Below are 21,301 nucleotides of genomic sequence, written 5' to 3' on the forward strand. Positions count from 1 at the left end.
CGTCAATCCCGATTCTGTACGTGATGGAAGCCGAAACGGCCCTTGATACAGAGGTTGCCACGGGTCACCGGGTTGTCGTACGGCGAGGTGACCGCGAGGATCTCGTCGTTCCGCATGGTGGAGGGGTCACGTCGCCACCCGCACCGGAGCGGTTCGCGCGGAGCGAGGGTGACCAGGGCGGAATACTGTCTACAGTATGCCTTTGTCGCGGCTGGCCCTCGTGACGGCGGGTGCCTGTCCGGTCCGGCATTCGCTGTGCGGCAACAGGGTGTCCAGGAAAGTTCCCCGGAGGCTGTTCGAGACGCTCCAACCTCGGGGCCGGATTCCTGTGGGGTTACATGCCTCTGTACCGATCGGTAGCAACCAAGACTGGATAGTTCCTGCCAAACGTAGCGAGGGGAACCCGTACATGACCGGCTCACGTGTCGTGGCGCTCGGCCACTACCAGCCCGCGAAGGTCCTCACCAACGACGATCTGGCGGCGATGGTCGACACCAGTGACGAGTGGATCACCAGCCGGGTCGGCATCAGGACCCGGCACGTGGGCGGCCCGGACGAACCGGTGGACGAGCTGGCCGCGCACGCGGCGGCCAAGGCCCTGGCCTCGGCCGGACTGCAGCCCTCGGACATCGACATGGTTCTCGTCGCCACCTCCACGGCCATCGACCGCTCGCCGAGCATGTCCGCCCGGGTCGCCGCGCGCCTGGGCATGGGCTCGCCGGCCGTGATGGACATCAACGTCGTCTGCTCCGGGTTCACCCACGCCCTGGCCACCGCCGACCATGCGATCCGGGCCGGGGCCGCCGCGCGCGCCCTCGTCATCGGCGCCGACAAGATGGGTGACATCGTCGACTGGACGGACCGTTCCACCTGCGTGCTGATGGGTGACGGCGCGGGCGCCGCCGTGGTCACCGCCGATCCGGACGGGGGTGACAGGCCCGGGATCGGCCCCGTCCTGTGGGGTTCGGTGCCGTCCATGGGCAACGCCGTGCGCATCGAGGGCACGCCCCCGCGCTTCGCGCAGGAGGGCCAGTCCGTCTACCGCTGGGCCACCACGCAGCTGCCTCCGATCGCCCGTGAGGTCTGTGCGCGGGCCGGTCTCACGCCGGAGGACCTCGGCGCCGTGGTGCTGCACCAGGCCAATCTGAGGATCATCGAACCCGTCGCCCGGAAGATCGGCGCGGTCAACGCCGTCATCGCGCGGGACGTGGTGGATTCCGGCAACACCTCGGCTGCGTCGATCCCGATGGCCCTGTCCAAGCTGGTGGAGCGGGGCGAGGTGGCGAGCGGCGCGCCGGCCCTGCTCTTCGGCTTCGGCGGGAACCTCTCCTACGCGGGTCAGGTGATCCGCTGCCCCTGATTCCCCCGTCGTGGCATTGCGCTCGGTAGACTGTAGACGATAAGCAATTGCCCGGCGCCCGGAGGGGGAGCGCGATGTCGTCCACAGGACTGCCGCAGGGAACGGTGCCGAAGCTGGAGCGGCCGGGGCCGTTGCGGGAGCGCGTCTACGAGGCTCTCCTCGAGCTGATCACCACGCGTGCCCTCAGTCCCGGCCAGCATCTGGTCGAGAGCGAACTGGCCGGGCATCTCGGGGTGTCGCGGCAGCCGGTCCGCGAGGCGCTCCAGCGGCTGAACACCGAGGGCTGGGTCGATCTGCGCCCCGCGCAGGGCGCCTTCGTCCACGAACCCACCGAGGAGGAGGCGGACCAGCTGCTCTCGGTCCGTACCCTGCTGGAGGCCGAGGCCGCCCGGCTGGCCGCCGCGCACTCGGGGCAGCCGGGCATCGAGGCCCTGGAGGAGCTGTGCTCCCAGGGCGAGCGGGCCGTCGCCGCCGACCAGGTGGACGTCGCCGTCGCCACGAACGCCGCGTTCCACGCCAAGGTCATGGAGCTGGCCGGCAACGTCGTCCTGGCCGAGCTCGCCGCCCAGGTGGACCGCCGCGTCCGCTGGTACTACACACCGGTGGCCCGCCGGCGCGGCACCCGGTCCTGGATCGAGCACCGGGAGCTGATCGCGGCGATCGCCTCCCGGGACGAACAGCGCGCGACCGAGATCATGCGTGCCCACACCGAGCACACGCGCCAGACGTACCACCGGCGCGACCAGGGCTGACCGTCAGGGCGGTCGGGGGTGGGCGGCGGAAGGCCGGGGCGTCGAGCCCCGGCTTCCGCCGTGCCCCTCCCGCCATGGCGTGCGGGCCTCTGACCCTCTCGGCGCCCTGCCGTACCGGGAGGGACGGGCCGGCCCCCACTCCGCGAAGGTGCGGTGCGGGGGACGGCCGATGAGCGGAGGTGGACGTCCGCGGGACGCATCTTTGTCCTGAGTGTGGAGAAAGTTGGATCGGATTCCTGCTCAACTTCTTCCCACTCAGGTAAACCGCTGCTACGTTCCCCTCGAAAGCCCGACGGACTGACCGAAGTGGCGGGGGAGGGACGCGTGAGACGCATGACGGCACGACCCGCGAACACGCACCAGGCGCGGCTGCTGCGGCTGTTGCGTGACGGGGGACCCAACTCCCGCGCACAGCTGGGCGACCAGATCGACCTCTCGCGCTCCAAGCTCGCCGTCGAGGTCGACCGGCTCCTGGAGACCGGACTCGTCGTGGCCGACGGACTCGCCGCCTCCCGCGGTGGACGGCGCTCCCACAACATCCGGCTCGCCCCCGGACTCCGCTTCCTCGGCGTCGACATCGGTGCCACCTCGGTCGATGTGGCCGTCACCAACGCCGAGTTGGAGGTCCTGGGACACCTCAACCATCCGATGGACGTACGGGACGGCCCCGTCGCCGTCTTCGAGCAGGTGCTGGCGATGGCGGCCAAGCTCAGGGCCTCCGGCCTCGCCGAGGGCTTCGACGGTGCGGGCATCGGCGTACCGGGGCCCGTCCGATTCCCCGAAGGCATCCCGGTCGCACCGCCGATCATGCCCGGGTGGGACGGCTTCCCGGTCCGCGAGGCACTCAGTCAGGAACTGGGCTGCCCCGTCATGGTCGACAACGACGTGAACCTGATGGCGCTGGGGGAGCAGCACGCGGGCGTCGCCCGCTCCGTGGGCGACTTCCTCTGCGTCAAGATCGGTACGGGTATCGGCTGCGGCATCGTGGTGGGTGGTGAGGTCTACCGCGGTACGACGGGCAGCGCCGGAGACATCGGGCACATCCAGGTGGAACCCGACGGGCGCGCCTGCGCCTGTGGCAACCGGGGCTGCCTGGAGGCCCACTTCAGCGGCGCGGCACTGGCCCGCGACGCCGAGGACGCGGCCCGCGCCGGACGGTCCGCGGAGCTGGCGGCCCGGCTGGATGCGGCCGGGAAGCTCTCGGCCGTCGATGTGGCCGCCGCCGCAGCGGCCGGAGATCCGACCGCGCTGGACCTGATCCGCGAAGGCGGAAACCGGGTCGGCCAGGTCATCGCCGGCCTCGTCAGCTTCTTCAACCCGGGCCTCGTCGTGATCGGCGGCGGGGTGACCGGGCTCGGCCACAACCTGCTGGCCAGCGTCCGTACCCAGGTCTACCGGCAGTCCCTGCCCCTGGCCACGGGCAACCTGCCCATCGTCCTCGGTGAGCTGGGGCCCGTCGCCGGAGTGACCGGCGCGGCCAGGCTCATCAGCGACCACCTGTTCTCGCCGGCCTGATGTCCGGGCCGGTGCGCCGTTCGGCATAGCTCCGCAGCCACCTCCGTAAGCAGCCTGTCCCGAGCTCCGCCCGCAGGACCGCGCGAGCACCGCACCGCACGAGCACCGCACGAGCACAGCACCGCACCGTACGAGCACCGCACAGCACCGCACGAGCACCGCACCAGACCCAGCAGTCCCGTCAGCAGTACGGCACCGCCGGCACTGCGCCCTGCCCGCTCACCGGCCTTCCCCGAGCAGCTCGGCTCCGCCCGAGCAGGGGAGACCCCGTTCGCCGAGGGGATTCGTCATGGCACCAGAACCACCCCTGCTCACCATGTCCGGCATCACCAAGTCCTTCCCCGGTGTGCGCGCCCTCGACGGCGTGGACCTGGAGGTGCTGGCCGGTGAAGTGCACTGCCTCCTCGGCCAGAACGGCGCCGGCAAGTCCACGCTCATCAAGGTGCTCGCCGGGGCCCACCAGCCCGACGGCGGAGCCATCACCTGGGGCGGGGAGACCGTCCAGCTGTCCTCGCCGATCACCGCGATGCGCCTGGGCATCGCCACCATCTACCAGGAACTCGACCTGGTCGAAGGACTGTCGGTCGCGGAGAACGTCTTCCTCGGACACGAACTCACCAGTGCGGGGTTCGTCGTCCGGACCCGCGAGGCCCGCACCCGGGCCGCCGCACTCCTGAAGCGCCTCGGGCACCCGGAGATCGACCCGGCCCGCCTGGTCGGCGACCTGTCCGCGGCCCACCAGCAGATCGTCTCCATGGCGCGGGCCCTCTCCCACGACGTACGGCTCATCGTGATGGACGAGCCGTCGGCGGCGCTGGACCCCGACGAGGTCGACAACCTCTTCCGCATCGTCGACGGGCTCACCGCCGACGGGGTGGCCGTCGTCTACATCTCGCACCGGCTGGAGGAGATCCGCCGCATCGGTGACCGGGTGACCGTGCTCAAGGACGGCAGGGCGGTCGCTGTCGGCCTCCCCGCCAAGTCCACCCCCACGCGCGACATCGTTGCCATGATGACCGGCCGCAACGTCGAGTACGTCTTCCCCGAGCGTCCCGCGCCCGGCGCCCGCGATGCCGCCGACCCCGTACTGACCATCGAAGGGCTGTGCCGCGAGGGCGAGTTCGAGCCCGTCGACCTCGAGGTGAGGCCCGGGGAGATCGTCGGCCTCGCCGGCCTCGTGGGCTCCGGACGCTCCGAGATCCTGGAGACCGTCTACGGCGCCAGGAAGCCGACCGCCGGCCGCGTCCTCGTCGACGGCGCACCGCTGCGGCCCGGCAGCGTCCGGGCGGCGGTGACGGCCGGAATCGGCCTGGCCCCCGAGGAGCGCAAGGCGCAGGCACTGCTGCTGACGGAGTCGGTGACGCGCAACGTCTCGGTCTCCTCGCTGTCCCGCTTCGCCCGCGCCGGCTGGCTCGACCGGGGCGCCGAGCGTGAGGCCGCCAGGACCGCCACCCGGGAACTCTCCCTGCGCCCCGACAACCCCGACGCCGCTGTCCGCACCCTCTCCGGCGGCAACCAGCAGAAGGCCGTCCTGGCCCGCTGGCTGCTGCGCGGCTGCCGGGTCCTGCTGCTCGACGAACCGACCCGCGGTGTGGACGTCGGCGCCCGCGCCGAGCTCTACGCCGTGATCCGCCGGCTGGCCGACGAAGGCCTCGCCGTACTGCTCGTATCCAGCGAAGTGCCCGAAGTGCTGGGCCTCGCCGACCGGGTGCTGGTGCTCCGGGAGGGCCGAGTCGTGCACACGGCCGACGCCCGGGAGCTCGACGAGCACCGTGTCCTCGACCTCGTCATGGAAGGGAGCCCGACGTCATGACACAGCCCGCACCGTCGGCGCAGCACCACGGGCCGCAGAAGGGGGCCGTGCCCGGTCCCGCGGCCGCACCGCCCTCGAAGCAGGGCGGTGGCCTGCGCGCACTCGGCCTGCGCGCCGATGTCCGCAACCTGTCGCTGCTCGGTGTCCTCGCCGTCCTGATCGCCGTCGGCGGCCTCACCGAACCGGAGGCGTTCCTGGACACCGGGAACCTCCAGCTGATCCTGACGCAGTCCTCCGTGATCGGCGTCGTCACCGTCGGCGTCACGTTCGTCATCATCAGCGGCGGCATCGATCTGTCGGTCGGCGCGATGGTCGCCCTGGCCTCGGTCTGGGCGACCACCCTCGCCACCCAGGAGTACGGCTTCGCGGGCATCCTGTTCACCGCGGTGGTCGTCGGCCTCGCCGCCGGTCTCGTCAACGGGCTCCTGATCGCCTACGGCGGCCTGGTCCCGTTCATCGCGACGCTGGCCATGCTCGCCTCGGCCCGCGGACTGGCCCTGCAGATCACCGACGGCAAGACCCAGATCGTCACCGTCCGGTCCGTCCTGGACCTCGGCCTGCCCGACAGCTACGTCCTGGGTATCCCCCCGCTGGTCCTCGTCTTCGCCGCGGTGACCGTGGCCGGCTGGCTCATCCTGAACCGGACGACCTTCGGTCGCCGTACGGTCGCCGTCGGCGGCAACGCGGAAGCGGCCAGGCTCGCGGGCATCGACGTACGCCGCCAGCGCCTCTACCTCTACCTGCTCTCCGGCCTCTGCTGCGGCATCGCCGCCTTCATGCTCGTCATCCTGTCCGGATCGGGCCAGAACACCAACGGCAACCTCTACGAGCTCGACGCCATCGCCGCCGCGATCATCGGCGGCACGCTCCTGAGCGGAGGCCGGGGCACCATCGTCGGCTCCGTGCTCGGGGTCCTGATCTTCACCACGATCACCAACATCTTCGCGCTGAACAACCTTCAGAGCGACGTCCAGCAGATCGCCAAGGGCGCCATCATCGTCGCCGCCGTCCTCGTCCAGCGCCGCACCCTGCGGGGCGGCGAGACCTGAGCACCTCTTCCGTGACAGAGCACTTCTTCCGTCACGGAGCAACTCTTCCGAAGGAGTGCGGCTCTCCCGCGCCAGAGCACTGATCTCTCCCACCCGTAGTTCCGTACGCACCACCCGGATGAAGGGTTCCACAGCCATGCCAGAAACCAGCCGCAGAGGACTGCTCTTCGGCACCGCGGCCGTCTCCGCGGGAGCCTTCCTCACCGCCTGCACCAGCAACGAGCCCAAGGCGTCGGCCGCGCCGAGCAGCCGGCCCGCAGCCGACGACAAGCCGGGGGCGCCGGTCACCATCGGCTTCGCCGGGCCGCAGGCCGACCACGGATGGCTCAACGCCATCAACGTCAACGCCAAGTCGCGGGCGGAGAAGTACTCGGAGGTGACCCTGGAGATCACCGAGGGGTCCAACGACACCGCCGCCCAGATCGGCCAGGTCAAGACCCTCATCAACAAGAAGGTCGACGTCCTCGTCATCCTCCCCGCCGACGGCAAGGCGCTCACCCAGGTCGGCCTGGAAGCCATGAAGGCCGGCATCCCGGTCGTCAACCTGGACCGCATCTTCGCCTCACCGCAGGCCTACCGCTGCTGGGTCGGCGGCGACAACTACGGCATGGGCCTCAACGCCGGGCACTATATCGGCGAGCAGCTCAAGGACAAGGCGAACGCCAAGGTCGTCGAGCTCGCCGGCCTGGACAACCTGGAACTCACCAAGCAGCGCAGCCAGGGCTTCGCCGACGCCCTCAAGAACTACTCCAACGTCAAGCTGGTGGCCCGTCAGGCCGCCGACTTCACGGTGGAGTCGGGCCAGGCCAAGATGGCGCAGCTCCTCCAGGCCCAGAAGAAGTTCGACGCCCTCTGGAACCACGACGACGACCAGGGCGTGGGCGCCCTGCGGGCCATCGAGCAGGCCGGCCGCGACGAGTTCATCATGGTCGGCGGCGCGGGCGCCAAGTCCGCGATGGACGCCATCAAGGCCGACAACAGCGTCCTGAAGGCCACCGTGCTCTACCCGCCCACGATGGCGGCCTCCGCCATCGACCTGGCGCGCGCCCTCGGCCAGAACAAGGGCGTCGCGGGCCTCTCCGAGATGGAGATCCCGACGTCGCTGACGCTGTACTCGGCCGTGGTCACGAAGGAGAACATCGACCAGTACCTGCCGACGGGCTTCAGCTGATCCCGCACCGCCGCCGCCCCCGAACCACCGATGAGGAGGAAGTCCGCATGGCCCGTAGGGAAGAGTCGGAGCAGGAGACCGAGGCACCGCCGCCGACGGCGACGCTCGGCGTCGGCATGGTCGGATACGCGTTCATGGGCGCCGCCCACTCGCAGGGGTGGCGTACCGCAGGACATGTCTTCGACCTGCCGGTGAGACCTGCTCTCGCCGCGATCTGCGGACGCGACCGCACGGCCGTCGAGGCCGCCGCCGCCCGGCACGGGTGGGCGGCGGCGGAGACCGACTGGCGCGCCCTGATCGCCCGGGACGACGTGCAGCTGGTGGACATCTGCACCCCGGGCGACAGTCATGCGGAGATCGCGATCGCCGCGCTGGAGGCGGGCAAGCACGTGCTGTGCGAGAAGCCGCTCGCCAACACGGTGGAAGAGGCGGAAGCCATGGTCGAGGCCGCGGAGCGTGCCGCGGCCCGCGGCCAGGTGGCGATCGTGGGCTTCAACTACCGCAAGGTGCCCGCCCTCACCTACGCCCGCGCGATGATCGAGGAGGGCAGGCTGGGCGCCCTGCGGCATGTGCGGGCCACCTACCTCCAGGACTGGCTCGTCGACCCGCAGTCGCCGCTGACCTGGCGTCTGCAGCGGGAGCGTGCCGGGTCGGGGGCTCTGGGCGACCTCGGGGCGCACATCGTCGACCTCGCCCAGTACCTGGCAGGGGAACCGCTGATCGGCGTCTCGGCGGTGAGCGAGACCTTCGTCCGGGACAGGCCCGTGCTCGCCGGTGCGGCCGCCGGCCTCTCCGGCGCCGCCGACAGTGCCGCACGGGGGGCGGTCACTGTCGACGACGCGGCACTGTTCACCGGACGGATGGCGTCGGGAGCCCTCGCCTCCTTCGAGGTGACCCGGATGGCGGCGGGCCGTAAGAACGCCCTGCGCCTGGAGATCAACGGGGAGCTGGGGTCGATCGCCTTCGACCTGGAACGGCTCAACGAGCTCTCCTTCCACGACCACACCGAACCCGCCACCAGCGCGGGCTTCCGCCGGATCCTCGTCACCGAGCCCCAGCACCCGTACCTGGAGGCCTGGTGGCCGCCGGGCCACGGTCTGGGCTACGAGCACACTTTCGTCCACCAGGCCAGGGACGTGGTGCGCACGATCGTCGAGGGGCGCGCCCCCGTGCCGTCGTTCGCGGACGGACTCCAGGTCCAGCGGGTCCTCGCCGCCGTCGAGGAGAGCGCCGCCAAGAACTCCGTCCACACCCCGGTCGCCCCGTAGGAGGTTCCCCGCATGCCCCGTCCCTTCACTCTCTTCACCGGCCAGTGGGCCGACCTGCCGTTGGAGGAGGTCTGCCGGCTGGCCCGGGACTTCGGTTACGACGGGCTCGAACTCGCCTGCTGGGGCGATCACTTCGAGGTCGACAAGGCCCTGTCGGACCCCGGCTACCTCGACGGCCGGCGCCAGCTGCTCGACAAGTACGGCCTGAAGTGCTGGGCGGTCTCCAACCACCTGGTCGGCCAGGCCGTCTGCGACAGCCCGATCGACGAGCGTCACCAGGGGATCCTGCCCGCCCGGATCTGGGGGGACGGGGAGCCCGAGGGCGTACGCCGCCGGGCGGCCGAGGAGATCAGGAACACCGCCCGTGCGGCCGCCGCGTTCGGGGTCGACACCGTCATCGGCTTCACCGGATCGTCCATCTGGCATCTGGTCGCCATGTTCCCGCCGGTCCCGCCGCACATGATCGAACGCGGCTACGAGGACTTCGCGGAGCGCTGGAACCCGATCCTGGACGTCTTCGACGCCGAGGGTGTGCGCTTCGCCCACGAGGTGCACCCGAGCGAGATCGCCTACGACTACTGGACCACGCACCGCGCCCTGGAGGCCGTGGACCACCGGCCGGCGTTCGGGCTGAACTTCGACCCGAGTCACTTCGTGTGGCAGGACCTCGACCCGGTCGGCTTCCTGTACGACTTCCGGGACCGGATCTACCACGTGGACTGCAAGGAGGCCCGCAAGCGCCTCGACGGCCGCAACGGGCGCCTCGGCTCCCACCTGCCGTGGGGCGACCCGCGGCGCGGCTGGGACTTCGTCTCCGCGGGACACGGTGACGTGCCCTGGGAGGACGTCTTCCGGATGCTGCGGTCCATCGACTACCAGGGGCCGGTGTCCGTGGAGTGGGAGGACGCGGGCATGGACCGGCTGACGGGGGCGCCGGAAGCGCTGGCCTCACTGAAGCGCTTCGACTTCGACCCGCCGAGTGCCTCCTTCGACGCGGCGTTCGGCGGGGGCGACTAGGGGCCCTCCGGTCCCGATCGCTTCCGCTCCTCCGCACCCCCGGTTCCCGACCGTCGGCGGACTTGACGCCTAGTGGGCTCAGGCCTCGCCGACGGTCGAAGGACACCGCCAGGGGGTGGTTCGTCATGCCCCGGAACGCCTTTGTCCTGCCGCGGGCAGAAGTTCGACTCACCTGCTGCGCAAGGGCTTTCCGTGCCGGATGAAGAGGGCTACCGTCCATTCCGTGTACACGACACGACTCGCGTCACCGGGGGCTCAGCAGCCCCGGTGACGAGCGCGGCAGTCCCCGCGCGGAACGGCAGAACGCACCCGCCCGAACAACCGGCACACTCCGGAGGACGCACGTGCACCGAAGCAGCAGACGGCTCCGCGCCCGAAAGACACTCGCCCTCTTCACCGGCGGACTGCTCGCCGCCGCCACTCTCACCCTGGGCTCCTCGCCCGCAGCGACCGCCGACGCCCCGCGTGAGGCGGTCGCGCAGGACGCCGCCGAGGACTTCCAGCAGGTCACGCTCGCCAAGGGCGCAGCCGAGACCGGCGAACCCATCTCGCTGGCCGTGCTCCCCGACCGCAGCGTGCTGCACACCTCGCGCGGCGGCGAGCTGCGGATCACGGACAGCGCGGGCAACACCCGTGTCTCCGGCACCATCCCGGTCTACTCGCACGACGAGGAAGGCCTCCAGGGCGTCGGGATCGACCCGGACTTCGCGGAGAACCGGGCGATCTACCTCTACTACGCGCCCCCGCTGGACACCCCGGCCGGCGACGCCCCGGAGAACGGCACCGCGGCCGACTTCGCGAAGTTCGACGGAGTGAACAGGCTCTCCCGCTTCGTGCTCAACGAGGACGGCACGCTGGACAACGCCAGCGAGAAGAAGGTCCTCGACATCCCGACCACCCGTGGTATGTGCTGCCACGTGGGCGGCGACATCGACTTCGACGCGCAGGGCAACCTCTACCTCTCGACGGGCGACGACTCCAACCCGTTCGCGTCCGACGGCTTCTCCCCGCTGGACGACCGGGCCGACCGCAACCCCGCCTTCGACGCGCGCCGCACCTCCGGCAACACCAACGACCTCCGCGGCAAGATCCTCCGCATCAAGGTCGGCGACGACGGCGCGTACACCGTGCCCGAGGGCAACCTCTTCGCCCCGGGGACGGAGAAGACGCGCCCCGAGATCTACGCCATGGGCTTCCGCAACCCGTTCCGCTTCAGCGTCGACCGGGCCACCGGCATCCTCTACGTCGGTGACTACGGCCCCGACGCCGGCGCCGCCGACCCGAACCGGGGACCGGCCGGCCAGGTCGAGTTCGCCCGGGTGACGAAGCCCGCCAACTTCGGCTGGCCCTTCTGCACCGGTGACAACGATGCCTTCAACGACTACGACTTCGCCACGGGTACCTCCGGCGCCCGCTTCGACTGCGCCGCCCCGAAGAACGAGTCGCGGTACAACACCGGCCTGGTCGACCTGCCGCCCGCGCAGGCCGCCTGGATCCCGTACGACGGTGCCTCCGTGCCCGAGTTCGGCACCGGCTCCGAGTCCCCCATGGGCGGACCGGTCTACCGTTACGACGCGGACCTCGACTCTCCGGTGAAGTTCCCCGAGGAGTACGACGGGGACTTCTTCGCCGGTGAGTTCGGCCGGCAGTGGATCAAGCGCATCGAGCAGGACGCCGACGGCGCCGTCCAGTCGGTCAACGACGTCCCGTGGACCGGGACACAGATCATGGACATGGCCTTCGGCCCCGACGGCGCGCTGTACGTCCTGGACTACGGCCTCTCCTGGTTCGGCGGCGACGAGCACTCGGCGCTCTACCGCATCGAGAACGCCACCGGCGGCCGTTCGCCCATCGCCGAGGCGTCCTCCGACAAGACCTCCGGCGTCGCACCGCTCAAGGTGAAGTTCTCCTCGGCCGGTACCACCGACGGGGACGGCGACGCCCTCACGTACGCCTGGGACTTCGGCGACGGCGGCACCTCCACGGCCGCCGACCCCACCTACACGTACAAGAAGAACGGCACCTACACCGCCACCGTGACCGCCAAGGACCCGACGGGCCGCACCGGTTCGGCGAGCGTGCACGTGACCGTGGGCAACACCGCGCCCGTCGTTGACATGCAGTTCCCGTCCGACGGCCGGCTCTTCGAGTTCGGCGACGCGGTCCCCTTCAAGGTGACCGTCACGGACCCGGAGGACGGCATGATCGACTGCTCGAAGGTCGAGGTCACGTTCACCCTGGGCCATGACAGCCACGGCCACGACATCACCACCGAGCACGGCTGCGAGGGGACCATCAAGACCGCCATGGAGGGCGGCCACGACCCCAACGCCAACATCTACGGCGGCATCTCGGCCTCCTACACCGACGGCGGTGGCGGCGGACAGGCCGCGCTGACCGGACGCGACCAGGCGCAGCTCCAGCCGCGCCACCGCCAGGCCGAGCACTTCACCGGCTCCTCCGGCATCACCACCCCGAGCAAGACGAGCGCCAACGGCGGCCGCACCGTCGGCGACATCGACAACGACGACTGGATCTCCTTCAAGCCGTACATCCTGGACGGCACCACCAAACTGACCGCCCGCACGTCCTCGGCCGGCGCGGGAGGCTTCCTCGAGGTGCGGACGGGTTCGCCCACCGGCACGATCCTCGGCTCGGCACCCATCCCGGTGACCGGCAGCTGGGACTCGTTCCAGGACGTCGACGTGCCGCTGCGCGGCGCGCCGAAGAAGGCCACGGAACTCTTCCTCGTGTTCAAGGGCGGAGCGGGAGCGCTGTACGACGTGGACGACTTCGAGCTCTCGAACAGCCCGGTGGACCGGACCGCCAAGCGCGTCCTCGTCTTCTCCAGGACCGGCGGCTTCCGCCACGACTCGATCCCCGCGGGCATCGCCGCACTGAAGGAGCTCGGCAAGGACACCAACATCACGGTCGACTCCACCGAGGAGCCCGGCCAGTTCACGACCAGCAACCTGGCACGCTACGACGCCGTCGTCTTCCTCTCGACGACGGGTGACATCCTCGACGCCGGCCAGCAGAAGGCCTTCGAGAACTACGTGGCGACCGGCGGCGGTTACATGGGTGTCCACGCCGCCGCCGACACGGAGTACGACTGGGAGTTCTACGGCGGACTCGTCGGCGCCTACTTCGACTCGCACCCGCAGATCCAGCCCGCGACCGTCCGTGTGGAGAACCACGACCACCCGGCGACCGCGCACCTGGACGAGGCGTGGGACCGTACCGACGAGTGGTACAACTACCGCACCAACCCCCGGGACAAGGCCCAGGTCCTCGCCACGCTGGACGAGACCACCTACACCGGCGGCACCATGAAGGGCGACCACCCGATCTCCTGGTGCCAGGCGTACCAGGGCGGCCGCTCCTTCTACACCGGCCTCGGCCACACCAAGGAGTCGTACGCCGAACCCGGTTTCCGCCAGCACCTGCTGGGCGGTCTGCGCTACGCCGCCGGGCAGGTGAAGGCCAACTGCAAGCCGGACACCGGCTACCGGCCGATCTTCAACGGCAAGACGCTCGAAGGCTGGAAGCAGGCCGGCCCCGGGAAGTTCGCCGTGGCCGACGGTGAGCTGCGCTCCGAGGGCGGCATGGGGCTGCTGACCTACCAGGCCAAGGAGCTGAAGGCGTACTCGCTGAAGCTCGACTGGAAGATGGCGGGCGACGACAACTCCGGTGTCTTCGTCGGGTTCCCCGCGTCGGACGACCCCTGGTCCGCGGTGAACAACGGCTACGAGGTCCAGATCGACGCCACCGACGCGGCGGACCGCACCACCGGCGCCGTCTACACCTTCAAATCCGCCGACATCAAGGCCCGTGACCGGGTCCTGCGGCCGCCCGGCCAGTGGAACAGCTACGAGATCAAGGTCCAGGGCGAGCGGCTCCAGATCTTCCTCAACGGCGTGAAGATCAACGACTTCACCAACACCGACCCCGCCCGCAGTCTCAAGGACGGCTACATCGGTCTCCAGAACCACGGAGCCGACGACCAGGTGTCCTTCCGCGACATCCAGCTGAGGGAGCTGCCCTCGACGTAGGGCGGCCACCTCCTGCGCCGGCGGTGGGCGGGGAAGCGTACGCCTTCCCCGCCCACCGCCCACCACCCCTCTACATCCCCCCAGGGAGGCAGCCCGTGACCGCACATGCCGTTCGTACCGGAATCTGGTTCATCGGAGCACGCGGCTCCGTCGCCACCACCGCCACCGCGGGGTGCGCGGCCATCGCGGCGGGACTCCACCCGCCGACCGGCATGGTCACCGAGACACCGCCCTTCACCGGCGCCGGGCTCCCGCCGCTGACCTCCCTGGTCTTCGGCGGCCACGACACCCTCGACTGCCCCCTGCCCAAGCGGGCCGAGGCCCTCGCGGCCGGGGGAGTCCTCCCGCACGGCCTTCCCTCGGCCGTCGCCGCCGAACTCGGCGCCGCCGACACGGAGATACGGCCGGGCGGTCCGCTCCCCGGCGACACCCGGACCGACGAGGAGCTCATCGCGGCCTTCGCCGCCGACATCGAGGACTTCACCCGCCGCAACGGGCTGGCGCGCACCGTCGTCATCAACGTCGCCTCGACCGAACCCGCCCCCGGCGAGGGCGACTCCCGGCTGCCCGCCAGCTCCCTCTACGCGGCGGCGGCCCTCCGGGCCGGCTGTCCGTACGCCAACTTCACCCCGTCCACGGGGCTGCGCAGCCCGCACCTCCAGGACGCCGTCGCCTCCTGCGCACTTCCCCACGCCGGCCGCGACGGCAAGACGGGCCAGACGCTGCTCCGCTCCGTGCTCGCACCGATGTTCGTGCAGCGCGCGCTGCCGGTGCGGGCGTGGTCGGGCACGAACCTGCTGGGCGGCGGGGACGGAGCGGCGCTGGCCGACCCGGCGGCGGCCGCCGCCAAGAACGCGGGCAAGGAACGCGTACTCGCCGACACCCTCGGGGCCGCCCCCGAGGGAGAGGTCCACATCGACGACGTACCGGCGATGGGGGACTGGAAGACGGCATGGGACCACATCGCCTTCGACGGGTTCCTCGGTTCGCGGATGATCCTCCAGACCATCTGGCAGGGCTGCGACTCCGCCCTGGCCGCACCGCTGGTCCTGGACCTGGCCCGGCTGCTGGCCCGCTCGCACGAGGCGGGCCTCACCGGCCCGCGGCCCGAGCTGGGCTTCTACTTCAAGGACCCGGACGGCGGGCCGGCGGCGCTGCCCGAGCAGTACGCGGCGCTGCTGGACTTCGCCGGACGCCTGCGGGACGCCCGGTGACCCCCCTCCGGCTGCTCGCCATGGTGACCGGCTCCCCGCGCCTGCTCGGTGCACGGCCGCAGGCGCAGGCCGCACCCGTGCGGGTCCCCCCAGTCAGCCTGTCCGGTGCGGGCGGGACTGCGCCCGCACCGGACAGGCACGGTCCCCGGGCCCGCCTGCGGGCCTGGGCCGAGCTGCTCCGGGTGTCCGCGCTGTTCACCGTGCCCGGTGACGCACTCGCCGGGGCCGCGGCCGCCGGGCTGCGGCCCGGCCGGGGCACGGCACTCGCCGTCGGGGCGTCCCTGTGCCTGTACGAGGCGGGCATGGCCCTCAACGACTGGGCGGACCGCGAGGAGGACGCCGTCGACCGCCCCCACCGCCCGATCCCGTCGGGCCGCGTCGCCCCGGGGGCCGCCCTGGCCGCTGCGGGCACCCTGACGGCCGCGGGCCTGGCCCTCGCCGCCCGCGCAGGCCGCCCCACCCTGGCCGTCGCATCGGGCCTGGCGGCCACGGTCTGGGCCTACGACCTGCATCTCAAGCACACCAGGCTGGGGCCCGCCGCGATGGCCGCCGCCCGCACCCTGGACCTGCTGCTCGGGGCCACGGCGACGGCTGCGACGACTGCGACGACCACGAAGGCCACTGGGGCCACGACCGCACCCGCAGCGCCCGCCCGGCCGGCCCGTGTCCGGGCCCCGGCCGCCGCGCTCCCCGCCGCCCTCGCGCTCGGCGCGCACACGTACGCCGTCACCGCCGTCTCGCGGCACGAGACGCAGGGCGGATCCACCACGGCACCGCTCGCGGCGCTGGCCGGTGTCGCCGCGCTCGGGACCGCTGTGCTGCGCGGGCGGCCGGCGCCTTGGGAACCCCCTCGGCCCCACGCCGCCGCCGGAGGGCTGCTGCTCACCGTCTTCACCGGCGCCTACCTCCGGACCTCCGCGACACCCCTCCTCCACGCGGCCCTGAATCCCTCCCCACCCCTCACCCAACGAGCCGTCGGCGGCGGGATCGGGGCGATGATCCCGCTGCAGGCCGCCCTCGCGGCCCGGGCCGGATCGCCACTGAACGGGCTGGCGGTCATGGGTCTCGTCCCTCTCGCCCGCGCCCTCGCACGGAAGGTGAGCCCCACATGACCCTTCGCCTCGGCTACGGCACCAACGGGCTGACGGACCTCCGGCTCGACGACGCCCTCGGCCTGCTCGCCGACCTCGGTTACGACGGCGTGGGCCTGACCCTCGATCACATGCACCTCGATCCGCTCGCCCCGGACCTGGCCGACCGCACCCGTCAGGTGGCCCGCAGGCTCACCGGTCTCGGCCTCGGCGTCACGGTCGAGACAGGCGCGCGGTACGTCCTGGACCCCCGGCGCAAGCACGGTCCCTCCCTCCTCGACCCGGACCCGGACGCCCGCGCGGCGCGTGTCGCCCTGCTCCTCCGCGCCGTCGACGTGGCCGCCGACCTGGGCGCGCACGCGGTGCACTGCTTCAGCGGCGTCGTCCCGCCGGCCACCGGGACGGACGCCGGGGCGGCCGACGGGACGGACGCCGGCAGGGACCTCGCCTGGCAGCGGCTGGCCGACGCGCTCGGTCCCGTACTGGATGCCGCCGCCGGTGCGGGAGTTCCCCTCGCGGTCGAACCGGAACCCGGCCATCTCCTCGCCACGCTCGCCGACTTCCACCATCTGCGCGCCCTCCTCGGTGACCCGGAGCCCCTCGGGCTCACCCTGGACATCGGTCACTGCCAGTGCCTGGAGCCCGCGTCGCCCGTCGACTGCGTGAAGGAGGCCGCGCCCTGGCTGCGCCACGTGCAGATCGAGGACATGCGGCGCGGGGTCCACGAGCACCTGCCGTTCGGCGACGGCGAGATCGACTTCCCGCCGGTGCTCGAAGCGCTCGCCGCCACCGGCTACACCGGCCTCACCGTCGTGGAACTGCCCCGGCACTCCCACGCGGGCCCGGAGATGGCCCGCACCTCCATCGACTTCCTGCGCCGGGCCACCGGGACGACGAACGGAGCCGCACCGTGCTGATCGACCGCAAGGAACTCGACGACCGGCTCCGGGGAGCCGCCAGAGCCTGGCTCGACGAAGCGCTTGCCGAGGCCGCGCACGCCGCCGGCCACCCCGAGGCCGTCAGCGGCAACCCGCCCTGGGAGCTGCGGTTCGCCTCGGCGGGGAGACACTGCGGGTTCGAGCACGCCGACTCCGTACGCGCCCTGCTGCTCGTCGAGGCGCACGCCGGCCTGCCGGCCGTCACCAGGCTCTACGAGCAGGGGACCGCCGCGGAACGCCGAGCCGTCCTGCTGACGCTGCACCGGCTGGACCTCGGCGCCGCCGCGCTCCCGCTCGTCGAGGACGCCCTGCGGACCAACGACACCCGGCTGGTCGCCGCGGCCGTCGGCCCGTACGGCGCGGCCCACCTCGACACGCACGGCTGGCGCCACGCCGTCCTCAAATGCCTCTTCACCGAGGTCCCCGTCGAGGCCCTCGACCGACTCGCCGAGCGGGCCCGTGGTGACGCCGAACTGGCACGCATGCTGGGCGACTTCGCGGCAGAACGCACGGCGGCGGGCCGCACCGTCCCCGCCGGGCTGCGGACCGTACTCGACCTCACGGCCCCGGCGCCCGTCCCCGCCCCCACGTCCACGGAGGAATCCCGATGAGGATCTTCGACCCCCACATCCACATGACCTCCCGCACCACGGACGACTACCAGGCGATGTACGACGCCGGGGTCCGTGCGCTGGTCGAGCCGTCCTTCTGGCTGGGGCAGCCCCGCACCTCGCCCGCCAGTTTCTTCGACTACTTCGACGCCCTCCTCGGCTGGGAGCCCTTCCGGGCCTCGCAGTACGGCATCGCACACCACTGCACGCTCGCCCTCAACCCGAAGGAGGCGAACGACCCGCGCTGCACCCCGGTACTGGACGCCCTGCCCCGGTATCTGGTGAAGGACTCGGTGGTGGCCGTGGGGGAGATCGGCTACGACTCGATGACTCCGGCCGAGGACCACGCCCTGGCGGCTCAGCTCCAGCTCGCGGCCGACCACGGTCTTCCCGCACTGGTCCACACGCCGCACCGCGACAAGCTCGCCGGCCTCCACCGCACCATCGACGTGATCCGTGAGTCCTCCCTCGCCCCTGAGCTGGTGCTGCTGGACCACCTCAACGAGACGACGGTGAAGGCCGCACTCGAGAGTGGCTGCTGGGCCGGTTTCTCCATCTATCCCGACACGAAGATGGACGAGGACCGCATGATCACGGTCCTGCACACCTACGGGACGGACAGGGTCCTGGTCAATTCGGCCGCGGACTGGGGGAAGAGCGATCCGCTGAAGACCCGCAAGGTCGCGGACACGATGCTGAAGGCGGGCTTCGGCGAGGACGACGTCGACAAGGTGCTCTGGCGCAACCCCGTCGCCTTCTACGGGCAGAGCGGCCGGCTCCAGCTCGACATCGCCGCCCCGGACCCGCTGCACGAGGGGAACTCCATCCTGCGCGGCGGGGAGTGAGCCGTGCGCTTCCGCCACCCCGACGGCTCCACCGTCCACCTCGCGTACTGCACGAACGTGCACCCGGCCGAGACCCTCGAAGGGGTGCGGGCCCAGCTGCGTGACCACTGCGAGCCGGTACGCAGACGGCTCGGACGGGACCGGCTGGGCATCGGTCTCTGGCTCGCCAGGGACGCCGCCCGCGTCCTGATCAACGACCCCGCGGCGCTGCGCGCCCTGCGCGGCGAGCTCGACCACCGGGGCCTCGAGGTGGTCACCCTCAACGGCTTCCCGTACGAGGGCTTCGGCGCCCAGGAGGTCAAGTACCGCGTCTACACACCGGACTGGACCGACCCGGAACGCCTCGCCCACACCACCGACCTGGCCCGGCTGCTCGCGGCCCTGCTCCCCGACGACGTCCCCGACGGCACGATCTCGACCCTGCCGATCGCCTGGCGCACCCCCTACGACACGGACCCCACGGCGGCCGTCACCGCGCAGAAGGCGCTCCGCACGCTGGCACAGCGGCTGGACGCCCTGGCCGAGCTCACGGGCAAGTCGATCAGGATCGGTCTGGAGCCCGAGCCGGGGTGCACGGTGGAGACCACCGCCGACGCGATCGGCCCCCTCACCGAGGTGGGCCACGACCGGATCGGCATCTGCGTCGACACCTGCCACCTGGCCACGTCCTTCGAGGACCCCGACACCGCCCTCGACGCCCTGCGCGCGGCAGGTGTCACCGTCGCCAAGGCACAGCTCTCCGCGGCCCTGCACGCCGAGCACCCGCACCTGCCGGAGGTGCGCGCGGCACTGGGCGCCTTCGCCGAACCCCGCTTCCTGCACCAGACACGCACCCTCACCGCCGCCGGCCTCCGCGGGACCGACGACCTGGACGAGGCGGTCTCCGGCGGAGCGCTCCCGGACAGCACCCCGTGGCGCTCCCACTTCCACGTCCCGCTCCACGCGCCTCCCGCGCCTCCGCTCACCTCCACGCTCCCGGTGCTGCAGTCGGTGCTGGCCCGGCTCGTCGGCGGGCCGGTGCCCCTGACCCGGCACCTGGAGGTCGAGACGTACACCTGGCAGGCGCTCCCCGCCGCACTGCGGCCCCGCACCCGCACGCAACTCGCGGACGGCATCGCCGCCGAGCTCACCCTCGCCCGCGACCTCCTCGCCGACCTCGGACTGAAGGAGCTCCCATGACCACACCTGGCACCGGCCCCACCCCGCTCCTCGTCCTCGACGTCGTGGGCCTCACCCCGCAGCTGCTCCGGCACATGCCGAACCTCCGCGCCATGGCCGCGACGGGCGCACAGGCCCCTCTGTCCACGGTCCTGCCGGCGGTGACGTGTGCCGCCCAGTCGACGTTCCTGACCGGCACGACCCCCGCCGAGCACGGCATCGTCGCCAACGGCTGGTACTTCCGTGAGCTCGGGGACGTCCTGCTGTGGCGTCAGCACAACGGGCTCGTCGAGGGCGACAAGCTCTGGGACGCCGCACGGCGCGCCCACCCCGGCTACACGGTGGCCAACGTCTGCTGGTGGTACGCGATGGGCGCCGACACCGACTGGACCGTCACCCCCCGCCCCGTCTACTACGCCGACGGCCGCAAGGAACCCGACTGCTACACCCGGCCGCCCGCCCTGCACGACGAACTGACCGAGAAGCTGGGCACCTTCCCCCTCTTCCACTTCTGGGGTCCCGGCGCCGATCTCGTCTCCTCACAGTGGATCATCGACGCCACCCGGCACATCATGGCCACCCGCACCCCCGACCTGGCCCTGTGCTACCTGCCCCACCTCGACTACGACCTCCAGCGCTTCGGCCCCGACGACCCCCGCTCGCACCGGGCGGCGGCGGACCTCGACCGCGCCATGGGCCCGCTGCTCGACGACGCCAAGACCCAGGGCCGCACCGTCGTCGCCCTCTCCGAGTACGGCATCACCCGCGTCGAGCGGCCCGTCGACATCAACCGCGCCCTGCGCCGGGCCGGGCTGCTGGAGGTCCACACCCAGGACGGCATGGAGTACCTCGACCCGATGGCCTCACGGGCCTTCGCCGTCGCCGACCACCAGCTCGCCCACATCTACGTGCGGCGTCCCGAGGACCTCGAAGCCACCCGGGCGGCCCTCGCGGACCTGCCCGGCATCGAACAGCTCCTGGACGACGAGGGCAAGAAGGCCCACCACCTGGACCATCCCCGCTCCGGAGAGCTCGTCGCCGTCGCGGAGAAGGACGCCTGGTTCACGTACTACTACTGGCTCGACGACGACCGGGCACCCGACTTCGCCCAGCTCGTCGAGATCCACCGCAAACCGGGCTACGACCCCGTCGAACTCTTCATGGACCCCCAGGACCCCTACGTACGGGTCAAGGCGGTCTCCGCGGTCGCGCGCAAGAAGCTCGGGATGCGCTACCGCATGGCCGTCGTCCCCCTGGACCCCTCGCCCATCCGCGGCAGCCACGGCCGGCTCCCCACGGACGACGACGAAGGTCCGCTCATCCTCTGCTCCACCCCCCAGGCGTTCGGCGGCCGAGTCCGGGCCACCGAAGTGAAGTCCCTGCTCCTCCAGCTCGCCGGACTGCGCTGACAGTCCGCCCGCACCCGCACCCCGCACACCCACAGGGA

At 71.7% G+C, this 21,301-nt stretch carries 16 protein-coding genes and 1 pseudogene; 16 read left to right on the forward strand and 1 reads right to left on the reverse strand.

What is annotated here, in order from left to right; translation table 11 throughout:
* Nucleotides 1-2: 2 nt before the first annotated feature.
* Nucleotides 3-104: pseudogene (locus OG488_RS31930) on the reverse strand (2Fe-2S iron-sulfur cluster-binding protein); the annotation flags it as partial.
* Between the two features lie 305 nt (nucleotides 105-409).
* Between OG488_RS31930 and OG488_RS31935 the strand changes: the two are divergent.
* From OG488_RS31935 to OG488_RS32010, 16 genes are all read left to right on the forward strand, one after another.
* Nucleotides 410-1,360: a beta-ketoacyl-ACP synthase III gene (locus tag OG488_RS31935; RefSeq protein ID WP_329235344.1), complete on the forward strand. Its 951-nt coding sequence runs from the start codon at nucleotides 410-412 to the stop codon at nucleotides 1,358-1,360.
* Nucleotides 1,361-1,434: 74 nt separating this feature from the next.
* Entirely contained in the window at nucleotides 1,435-2,112 is a 678-nt protein-coding gene (locus tag OG488_RS31940; protein WP_329235347.1) for a GntR family transcriptional regulator, read from the forward strand.
* Nucleotides 2,113-2,445: 333 nt separating this feature from the next.
* Nucleotides 2,446-3,627 (forward strand): ROK family transcriptional regulator, encoded by a 1,182-nt coding sequence (locus OG488_RS31945; RefSeq protein WP_329235350.1) that lies wholly within the window; start codon nucleotides 2,446-2,448, stop codon nucleotides 3,625-3,627.
* A gap of 289 nt (nucleotides 3,628-3,916) precedes the next feature.
* Nucleotides 3,917-5,440 carry a sugar ABC transporter ATP-binding protein gene (locus OG488_RS31950; protein ID WP_329235353.1) on the forward strand — a complete coding sequence of 508 codons (1,524 nt, stop codon included), beginning with the start codon at nucleotides 3,917-3,919 and terminating at the stop codon, nucleotides 5,438-5,440.
* Nucleotides 5,437-6,489, forward strand: coding sequence for an ABC transporter permease (locus tag OG488_RS31955; protein WP_329235355.1), 1,053 nt, complete (start codon nucleotides 5,437-5,439; stop codon nucleotides 6,487-6,489). The genes OG488_RS31950 and OG488_RS31955 overlap by 4 nt, the downstream gene beginning before the upstream one ends.
* Before the next feature lie 136 nt (nucleotides 6,490-6,625).
* Nucleotides 6,626-7,660 (forward strand): substrate-binding domain-containing protein, encoded by a 1,035-nt coding sequence (locus tag OG488_RS31960; RefSeq protein WP_329235358.1) that lies wholly within the window; start codon nucleotides 6,626-6,628, stop codon nucleotides 7,658-7,660.
* Between the two features lie 47 nt (nucleotides 7,661-7,707).
* The gene (locus OG488_RS31965) at nucleotides 7,708-8,928 is read left to right on the forward strand and encodes a Gfo/Idh/MocA family protein (RefSeq protein WP_329235361.1); all 1,221 of its coding nucleotides are present in this window, start codon (nucleotides 7,708-7,710) and stop codon (nucleotides 8,926-8,928) included.
* Nucleotides 8,929-8,940: 12 nt separating this feature from the next.
* Nucleotides 8,941-9,945, forward strand: a complete 1,005-nt coding sequence (locus OG488_RS31970; protein ID WP_329235364.1) for a sugar phosphate isomerase/epimerase family protein — start codon at nucleotides 8,941-8,943, stop codon at nucleotides 9,943-9,945.
* 344 nt (nucleotides 9,946-10,289) lie between these two features.
* Complete coding sequence (locus OG488_RS31975) at nucleotides 10,290-13,997, forward strand: ThuA domain-containing protein (protein WP_329235366.1); 3,708 nt, start codon at nucleotides 10,290-10,292, stop codon at nucleotides 13,995-13,997.
* A gap of 95 nt (nucleotides 13,998-14,092) precedes the next feature.
* Nucleotides 14,093-15,211, forward strand: coding sequence for an inositol-3-phosphate synthase (locus OG488_RS31980; protein WP_329235370.1), 1,119 nt, complete (start codon nucleotides 14,093-14,095; stop codon nucleotides 15,209-15,211).
* Nucleotides 15,208-16,323 (forward strand): SCO3242 family prenyltransferase, encoded by a 1,116-nt coding sequence (locus tag OG488_RS31985; RefSeq protein ID WP_329235373.1) that lies wholly within the window; start codon nucleotides 15,208-15,210, stop codon nucleotides 16,321-16,323. The genes OG488_RS31980 and OG488_RS31985 overlap by 4 nt, the downstream gene beginning before the upstream one ends.
* Nucleotides 16,320-17,219, forward strand: coding sequence for a sugar phosphate isomerase/epimerase family protein (locus OG488_RS31990; protein WP_329235376.1), 900 nt, complete (start codon nucleotides 16,320-16,322; stop codon nucleotides 17,217-17,219). Before OG488_RS31985 ends, OG488_RS31990 begins: the two co-directional genes overlap by 4 nt.
* On the forward strand, nucleotides 17,213-17,851 hold the full coding sequence (locus OG488_RS31995; RefSeq protein ID WP_329235379.1) for an EboA domain-containing protein: 639 nt from the start codon (nucleotides 17,213-17,215) through the stop codon (nucleotides 17,849-17,851). The genes OG488_RS31990 and OG488_RS31995 overlap by 7 nt, the downstream gene beginning before the upstream one ends.
* Nucleotides 17,848-18,696, forward strand: coding sequence for a TatD family hydrolase (locus OG488_RS32000; RefSeq protein ID WP_329235381.1), 849 nt, complete (start codon nucleotides 17,848-17,850; stop codon nucleotides 18,694-18,696). Before OG488_RS31995 ends, OG488_RS32000 begins: the two co-directional genes overlap by 4 nt.
* Nucleotides 18,697-18,699: 3 nt before the next feature.
* Nucleotides 18,700-19,875 (forward strand): metabolite traffic protein EboE, encoded by a 1,176-nt coding sequence (gene eboE, locus OG488_RS32005; protein WP_329235383.1) that lies wholly within the window; start codon nucleotides 18,700-18,702, stop codon nucleotides 19,873-19,875.
* Nucleotides 19,872-21,263, forward strand: a complete 1,392-nt coding sequence (locus OG488_RS32010) for a nucleotide pyrophosphatase/phosphodiesterase family protein (RefSeq protein WP_329235386.1) — start codon at nucleotides 19,872-19,874, stop codon at nucleotides 21,261-21,263. The genes eboE and OG488_RS32010 overlap by 4 nt, the downstream gene beginning before the upstream one ends.
* Nucleotides 21,264-21,301 lie beyond the last annotated feature (38 nt).

Origin of the sequence: Streptomyces sp. NBC_01460 (genome assembly GCF_036227405.1) — a bacterium.
GTDB lineage: Bacteria > Actinomycetota > Actinomycetes > Streptomycetales > Streptomycetaceae > Streptomyces.

Coding starts and splice junctions, on each gene's coding strand:
- OG488_RS31935 (WP_329235344.1), top strand. CDS start 410: ATGACCGGCTCACGTGTCGTGGCGCTCGGCCACTACCAGCCCGCGAAG.
- OG488_RS31940 (WP_329235347.1), top strand. CDS start 1,435: ATGTCGTCCACAGGACTGCCGCAGGGAACGGTGCCGAAGCTGGAGCGG.
- OG488_RS31945 (WP_329235350.1), top strand. CDS start 2,446: ATGACGGCACGACCCGCGAACACGCACCAGGCGCGGCTGCTGCGGCTG.
- OG488_RS31950 (WP_329235353.1), top strand. CDS start 3,917: ATGGCACCAGAACCACCCCTGCTCACCATGTCCGGCATCACCAAGTCC.
- OG488_RS31955 (WP_329235355.1), top strand. CDS start 5,437: ATGACACAGCCCGCACCGTCGGCGCAGCACCACGGGCCGCAGAAGGGG.
- OG488_RS31960 (WP_329235358.1), top strand. CDS start 6,626: ATGCCAGAAACCAGCCGCAGAGGACTGCTCTTCGGCACCGCGGCCGTC.
- OG488_RS31965 (WP_329235361.1), top strand. CDS start 7,708: ATGGCCCGTAGGGAAGAGTCGGAGCAGGAGACCGAGGCACCGCCGCCG.
- OG488_RS31970 (WP_329235364.1), top strand. CDS start 8,941: ATGCCCCGTCCCTTCACTCTCTTCACCGGCCAGTGGGCCGACCTGCCG.
- OG488_RS31990 (WP_329235376.1), top strand. CDS start 16,320: ATGACCCTTCGCCTCGGCTACGGCACCAACGGGCTGACGGACCTCCGG.
- OG488_RS32000 (WP_329235381.1), top strand. CDS start 17,848: ATGAGGATCTTCGACCCCCACATCCACATGACCTCCCGCACCACGGAC.
- OG488_RS32010 (WP_329235386.1), top strand. CDS start 19,872: ATGACCACACCTGGCACCGGCCCCACCCCGCTCCTCGTCCTCGACGTC.